The organism is Micropruina sp., assembly GCF_027492755.1.
In the GTDB taxonomy this organism is placed as follows: Bacteria; Actinomycetota; Actinomycetes; order Propionibacteriales; family Propionibacteriaceae; genus Micropruina.
Genome location: NZ_JAPUED010000145.1, coordinates 19,714 through 26,838, shown reverse-complemented (window position 1 = coordinate 26,838; position 7,125 = coordinate 19,714). Strand labels below are relative to the sequence as shown.

Genomic DNA, 7,125 nt, shown 5'->3' with positions numbered 1-7,125 from the left:
CGCATGGCCGCCGTGGCCGGAGTGGTCACCGTGTCCGACATGACCGCTGTGATCAAGATGATCGCCGTGTCCGACATGACCGCTGTGATCAGAGTGGTCACCGTGTCCGACATGACCGCTGTGATCAGAGTGATCGCCGTGCCCGGCGTGTCCGTTGTGAGAGCCGTCCTCCAGGTGGTGGTCGTGCACCTGCTGAAGGCTCTCGCTCGTGCGATCCGTCGCTCCCGGGTCCGAGTCACGGGTGTGGTCGTGTGCCGAATGGTTCGTCATGATGCCTCCTGTATACCCCCTAGGGGTATCAGATACAACCAGTTCAGTCCGTGAATATTCCGCAGAGCTACCGCGATCGCGGCTGGAACGTGCTCGACTTGCTAGGTGACCGGCTTGGCGGGCGAGCGCCTCAGGTAGGCAGTCTCCTTGAGAGCTTCGTAGTGCTCCGGCGAAACGATGGCGACCGGCTGACAATCCGCTCGGGTGATCGCAACTGCTATTCCTCTCGGAGCATGCGTGCCGCGTCATACCTACTCGCGGCGCCCATCTTCTGGCGTACCGAGACGACGTAGTTGGCGACGGTCTTCTCGCTCACGCCGAGCCGTCCTGCAATCGTCCGGTTGCTGAGGCCGTGGGTGAGCATCTCTGCTACCTCGCGCTCCCGCGTCGTGAAACCGTGGCGAGAGATTGCCTCATGGGTGTGCGGAATGGGCGGCATGGCTACGCCGGAGCCGAGCACACGGGCACCACATTTGGCTGCTTCGATCGCGGCCAGTATCTGCTCAGGCGCGGCATCCTTCAACACGTAGCCATCGACACCAGCCTCTAGCGCCTGGGCGATCGTGCTCTCATCGTCGTACATGGTGACGGCGACGATGCGGACGTGAGGGTACTCGGTGCGTATCGACGCTGCCACCCTCGCGCCATGCAGTTCGGGAAGGCCCATATCGAGCACCACGAGTTCCGGTCGTAGCTCCCGCACGGCGGTGAGTGCCTCGGTGCCGCTCGCGGCCTCGCCCACCACCTCGTGCCCGGTTGTCTCCAACAGAAAGGCCAGCCCTCTCCGGAAGACCGGATGGTCGTCGACGATCAGGATGCGCGTCATGGGTCTTCCTCGTACGGAACTGGTAGGTCAGCACGCACCTGCGTCCCGCCCTGTGGAGAGGTGTCGATGCGCAGAGCACCGCCGAGTTCCTGTACTCGAAGCCGCAGCGAACCGAGCCCGATGCCCGCGCCAACTTCTCGGGGGAGGCCGCGCCCGTCGTCCTCGATCTGCACAGTCAGCGAGTGACTGTTCCGAACAATCCGCACGATGCAATGCGAGGCTCTCGCATGCCTGCGCACATTCGTCACTGACTCCTGCACGATACGCAGAACGGCGACCTCGACGGCTGCTGGAAGGATTAGAGGTTCGTCGGGTGCGCAAACCTCGATGTGCAGTTCATCGTCAGAGCGGGCGCGGTCGCGTACGGCTGCTATCAGACCACGGTTGGCGAGCACGGGCGGGAGTAGGCCGTGAGCGAGGGCGCGGGTCTGCGCGATCGCGGCCTCCACATCGCCGATGAGCGCGGTCGAAGCCCTGATCTCGGCGGCATCGGAGGATGATCGAGCCTGAAGGATTCGGGCTAAACCTGTCGCCGTCAGGCGGAGCCCCACGAGAGTGGGAGCAAGGTCGTCATGCAGATCGCGACGTAGACGTTTGCGTTCCTCCTCGTGCGCGATCACCAACGCTGCGCGGGCATCGACCAGGGCGGTCACCGTACGCGCGGCATGCAGAGCAGGTGCTGCACGCGTCGCAAGGTTCTCGACAATCGCGAGATCTGTTTTCGTCAGGTTCGACTCTGCGGGTCTCGGGGCGATTTCGAGTTCCGCTATCGCCTCACCCGCGTAGCAGACCGGAACTGAGGCGACAATCGTCGCGTCTGGTTCTCCCGCCGTTGCGGATCGCAGACCATCGCCGGTCACTTTCGCGGCCTTGGTGCCCAGAGCAGCCCGCACGGTGTCGGCGAGAAGTTGAGGGGCGTCTTCGGCGCGATGCTCCGATGCCAGGGCGTGGCGGATGAGCTTGGTCGCTGCCTCTGGCGAGAGTCGACCGTGGAATACGAACGCGGAGGACAGCCGGCCGCCGAGTCGCCACAGCGGGAAGGCAAGGATGAGCGTGAGAAGTGCCGCGACCCAAGCTCCACTCGGATTCGGCAGAAATCGGGTGACGAGCCCGATTCCACAAGCGAGAGGCAGTGCGCAGATAGCTCCCTGGATCGTGCGGAACAGTGCGACATCTACTGGCGCAAGTCGAGGGCGGAGCAGTCCGAGTGCCAGTCCCACCGGGCCCGCGAGCACCAGCGACGACGCCAGCACGAGCGTCACCGGGCCGAGCTGGCTCACGGTGGTATTGGCGGCGAACGACGCCAGCACGAGTGTGGGCATACCGATGAACGTGACTATCGCGCCAAGCAGCGCCCAGCGCACCTGCTCGCGTTCGACTGTCGACAGGCGGCGCCGGTAGCGGATCACCAGCACGGGTGCGAAGCACAGGACGGCGAGGTTCGCGAGCTGCGCAGGGAGCGGGACGACGCCGTCCTCCGCCCTGACCACAACCGCGAAAGCGAGGCTCCACACCAACATCGGCACGAGAGGCAGGAGCAACCATCGTGGGCGAACTCGTCCGTCGGGGTAGGCGACAAAGGCGAGGGCGTAGCCTGCCACTTGCAGCCCGCCGTCCCAGGTCGCACCCGCGGGCAGCCAGGGCGAGATGCCGACTCCCGCGAGCACAAGGGCGACGGCTAACGCCGCAGGCCACACGCGTCGTTGTCGTAAAGCGAGCCACGTCAGCAGGGCGATAAGCATGACGACGATCGCCGTGGTACCAACCGCGGCGATCGCCTCGATTGGATCAGCTGCCATCAGTAGCAGTCTGACCCATCCTGCCCGCTCGACGGTAGAGGACGATCGTCAGCAACATGAAGATCGGCACGTAGAGGAACTGGGCAGGAAAGAATGCGGCCGACATTTCAGCCAGGGCAATCAACATTCCTGCAACAGCCACAGTGATACCGACACCGGTGCCGATGGTGCTTAAGCCCGTACGGGAAAGCCCATAGAGAATCAGCCAGCCGGCGAAACTGCATCCGGCCAGTATGAGCGGTCCACCGTTCGCAATGTTTACTGCCCACAGTGCCGCGGTTTGAGCACCTGAATCTGCCCCGGTGTGGGTCAGGTTCGCCGAGGCGAGGCTGTACATTGCGCGCGCTCCCGCGCCGCTGAGTAGGAAGCCGGCGCCTCCGATGACGCCGAGCGCGCGGCCGAGAGGGCTAGTCGGGAGATTCAAGACAAGTAGAAGCACGCCGATGCCGATAAGAAAAAATATGACTCCTCCGGAAATTCCCCACCACTCATTCTGTGGAACTTCGGAGGGGCTCGGGTATACGGATGTATTGCTACCGATGATGGCCTCTACCACAGCGCGGAAAGTGGGTAGCAACGTGTATCCGACGAGTGCGAGTAACGCCCCGAGTGCGGCGCGGCGTAAGTCGGTACTCGCTCTATCGGGCGAGATGAGAGTAGTGGCATCAGCCATGGGGGCCTCCTTCATCCAGCGCCATCAAACACAGCCTTCTTCCCAGGACGACAGTGCAGTTTCCTCCCGACTTTGAGAGCCTGCTCACGGCTGCGGACCTCGCCCACGAGCGCTCCGACGATGAGAACCGCTGACTCGCGAACCAGGGCTCAACACGCGGGGGGCACCGACGACGAGCAGTGTCGTCCACCGGTTGGCGGGACCGTCGCGACCATCGTCATCGAAGCAACGGCGTGAAGTGCTTTCGAGGTCACTTGGGCGAACGCGGTCCCTCCTGCATCCCGCGAGTGGCGACGCGGACGGCGGTGCCGACGCTGATGACGACGAACAGCACACGCGGCAGGGACCGAGCGCGCTTGACGACGCTGGTGGTGGGGCACGACGGTTCCCGCCGAGGCGTGTGCAGCCCATCGCAGTCGAGCTGCAACGCCGGATCGCGGAATCTGGAACTCGGCGCCGACTGCCGCAGGCCCTCAACTTGAGCAATGACGGTCGGTGGGGCGGGCGGGGCTCGAACCCGCGACCCAGGGATTATGAGTCCCCTGCTCTAACCAGCTGAGCTACCGCCCCAATCGGCGGACGGGGACCGCCGATGGTCTTTGGCTACGCCCTGCGTCTGCGGCTCACCTCGACCGGGCCAAAGTGTATCGGAGCGACCTCTTCGCCCGGGAAGCCTGGCGCCAACGCCGACCTGACCAGTGCAACCTGAACGCGGACCGACGCGAGCCTGACTCAGCACTGGTCTTACAGCTCTGTTAACTATTTGGGTAATTGCCTCCTCAAAGTCGGTGCTTCGGCAATAGGGTGAGCCTCAGTTGAGCGGCGAGAGCTCTACGACAAGGGAGAACAAAGGCATGACCCAACTGGAAGCCGCGGCCGACCTCTCGGCGGTCAAGGAACGGACCACGCGAGAGATCGAGGGTTTGCGCGAGCAACTGCTGAGCATCAGCCGCACGATCCACGCGAATCCGGAGCTGTCGTGGAAGGAGTACAAGGCAGCGGCACTCGTCGCCGACACGATGCGTGAGGCAGGGTTCGACGTCGAGCTCGGTGCCTACGGTGTCGAAACGGCCGTCGAGGCCGTCTACGGCGACGGCGATCTCACGGTGATCATCTGCGCCGAGTACGACGCCTTGCCGGGCGTCGGACACGCCTGCGGGCACAACGTGATCTGTGCCGCCGGCGTGGGCGCCGCGCTGGGCCTGGCGAAGGTGGCGGACGACGCGGGCCTGCGCGTCGTGCTGCTCGGCACCCCGGCCGAAGAGCACGGCGGCGGCAAGGTCTCCCTACTGGAGGCCGGCGCTTTCGAGCAGGCCGACTTCTCGATGATGGTGCACGGCATGACCGCGACACCGGAGATGACCGGCGACAGCCACAGTGCGCGCGGCATGTCCTCCACCGCGGTGGACCGTTTCGAGGTGACCTACACCGGCCTGACCGCGCACGCCGCGGCCGTTCCCGAGTTGGGCATCAACGCGTCCAACGCGGCGGTGCTCGCGCTGAACGCGTTCGCGATGCTGCGCCAGCATCTGCCCAAGGAGACCAACCTGAACGCGTTCATCTCGCACGGCGGTGAGGCGACCAACATCATTCCCGACCGGACTGTCGTCCAGGTCGAGTTGCGGGCCTACGACCTGGAGGTCTGGCGCGAGATGAAGAAGAAGGTGCTGCGCTGCTTCGAAGCGGGCGCGATCGCGACCGGCTGCACCTGGGAGTGGGCGCCGACCGAGCATCCGTACGCACCGGTGCTCAGCGACGAGGTCCTCGCCGGCCTGTGGGACGTCAACTTCGCCGCCCGCGGACGCACGATCGACACCGAGGTCCGGCTCGGCGGCGGGTCGACGGACATGGGCAACGTGTCCCAGGTCGTGCCGGCGATCCATCCGCTGGTCACCTTCCGTGGCGCGGACGCGCCGCCGCACAACCCGGCGTTCACCGCGATCGCGGTGAGCCCCGCGGCTGACGAGGCGCTGATGGACGGCGCAGTCAGCATGGCCGCCACCGTTCTCGATGTGGCGCTCACTCCGGAACTGCGGGCCGACTTCAAGGCTCGCAAAGCCGCCCGTCCCGCCGGTGCCACCCAGGCCGAATTCTCCTCCTGAGCACCGGCCGGGTCGCACCCCCCGAACTGAAAGGTCCCCGATGTCCACCACACCAGAAGCCACGGACGCGACCGGGGCACCACCACGCACCTTCGACATCTCTCTCAAAGACAAAGGGCTGTGGCTGCTGTTCGGGCTCATCGTCGTCCTCGCCGCCATCGCTCAGTTCATCGGCCCGCTGACAGTGCCTCTCGGCAGCGTCTCGCTCATGCTGCTGCCGATGATCTGGGCACTGTTGATGGGCGTGCTCATCTCGGGGCAGACCTGGCGGCCGTTGCCGATCGACCTGCAGCACACCGCGAACGCCATCATGAGCGTGGCCGTCCTGGTGCTCTGTGCCCGACTCGGCCTGACCCTCGGCCAGCAGCTGCCGGCGTTGTTCGCGGCGGGACCGGCGCTGCTGCTGCAGGAACTGGGCAACGTGTTCGGCTCGCTGCTGCTCGCCCTGCCGCTGGCGGTGCTGCTGCGGATGGGTCCGGCCACCGTCGGAGCCACCTTCTCGATCGACCGTGAGCCCTCGTTCGCCATGGTCACGTCACGTTTCGGCGCCGACTCCCCGCAGTACCGGGGCGTGCTGTCGATGTACGTGTTCGGGTCGATCTTCGGCGCGATCGTGGTCAGTCTGGTCGCCTCGATCATCTCCTCGCTGGGCATCTTCCGCTGGGAGGCGCTGGCGATGGGATCCGGTGTGGGGTCGGGCTCGATGATGGCCGCCGGCATCGCCTCGGTGAGCGCGGCGCACCCCGTGTTCGCCGACACCATCGCGGCGCTCGCCACCACGGCCAACCTGATCGCCGCGATTGTGGGCGTCCCGCTCACGTTGTGGATCTCACTGCCGGTGGCGGACCGGTTCTACAAGTTCCTGACCCGCAACCAGAAGGAGGTTGTGAAGCAGGAATCGACCGGGAAGCTCAATGCGCTCGCCAGCGTGCTGGACGTGCCCAAGGTCAACCTGAACCCGGCGACCAGCCTGCTGATCCTGACCGTCGCGGGACTGGTGACGGCCAGCATCGTGAAGAAGGGGTTCTCCTTCGACATGGTGATCACCTACGCACTGATCGTGGCGATGGTCGGTGTTGCCATCTGGCTGTCCGGCCTGACCAACGGCAAGGTGCCGGCGCTGATCACCGTGATCCTGATCGGCACCTACATCACCTCGCCGTGGTTCCCCTACGCGGGCTGGGTCCTGCACACCGCCGAATCGGTGGACTACCTCTCGGTGATCACGCTGATGCTTGCCGTTGCCGGTCTCAGCATCGGCAAGGATCTGCCGATGCTGCGGCAGATCGGCTGGAAGATCCTGCCCGTGGGCTTCGTAGTGATCGCCGCCACCTTCCTCGCGTCGACGGTCATCGCGCAGGTCGTGCTCGGCATCCTGCACCGGTAGGCCGCAGTTCCGGTGCAGGTCGGAGATCCCGGGGCAAGCCCGCGATGACGTCGGATGGACTCTCGCCC

Annotated in this window: 6 protein-coding genes and 1 tRNA gene; 3 read left to right on the top strand and 4 right to left on the bottom strand. The window is 65.3% G+C overall.

The features are described 5' to 3' along the window. Positions 1 to 324: hypothetical protein (locus Q0066_RS10460; protein WP_298132649.1), on the top strand; the 324-nt coding region annotated here is incomplete at its 5' end. A 163-nt stretch (positions 325 to 487) separates the two neighbouring features. Here Q0066_RS10460 and Q0066_RS10455 read toward each other — a convergent pair. From Q0066_RS10455 to Q0066_RS10440, 4 genes are all read right to left on the bottom strand, one after another. Next, a complete protein-coding gene (locus tag Q0066_RS10455) occupies positions 488 to 1,096 on the bottom strand; it encodes a response regulator transcription factor (protein WP_298132647.1) in 609 nt (202 codons plus the stop codon). Further along, positions 1,093 to 2,895 carry a sensor histidine kinase gene (locus Q0066_RS10450; RefSeq protein WP_298132645.1) on the bottom strand — a complete coding sequence of 601 codons (1,803 nt, stop codon included), beginning with the start codon at positions 2,893 to 2,895 and terminating at the stop codon, positions 1,093 to 1,095. The genes Q0066_RS10455 and Q0066_RS10450 overlap by 4 nt, the downstream gene beginning before the upstream one ends. Then, complete coding sequence (locus Q0066_RS10445; RefSeq protein WP_298132643.1) at positions 2,885 to 3,568, bottom strand: hypothetical protein; 684 nt, start codon at positions 3,566 to 3,568, stop codon at positions 2,885 to 2,887. The genes Q0066_RS10450 and Q0066_RS10445 overlap by 11 nt, the downstream gene beginning before the upstream one ends. 496 nt (positions 3,569 to 4,064) lie before the next feature. Then, positions 4,065 to 4,138, bottom strand: a tRNA-Ile gene (locus Q0066_RS10440). Positions 4,139 to 4,422: 284 nt separating this feature from the next. Here Q0066_RS10440 and Q0066_RS10435 point away from each other — a divergent pair. Further along, on the top strand, positions 4,423 to 5,670 hold the full coding sequence (locus tag Q0066_RS10435; protein WP_298132641.1) for a M20 family metallopeptidase: 1,248 nt from the start codon (positions 4,423 to 4,425) through the stop codon (positions 5,668 to 5,670). 40 nt (positions 5,671 to 5,710) lie between these two features. Continuing rightward, positions 5,711 to 7,057 (top strand): DUF3100 domain-containing protein, encoded by a 1,347-nt coding sequence (locus Q0066_RS10430; protein WP_298132639.1) that lies wholly within the window; start codon positions 5,711 to 5,713, stop codon positions 7,055 to 7,057. The last annotated feature ends 68 nt before the right edge of the window (positions 7,058 to 7,125 follow it).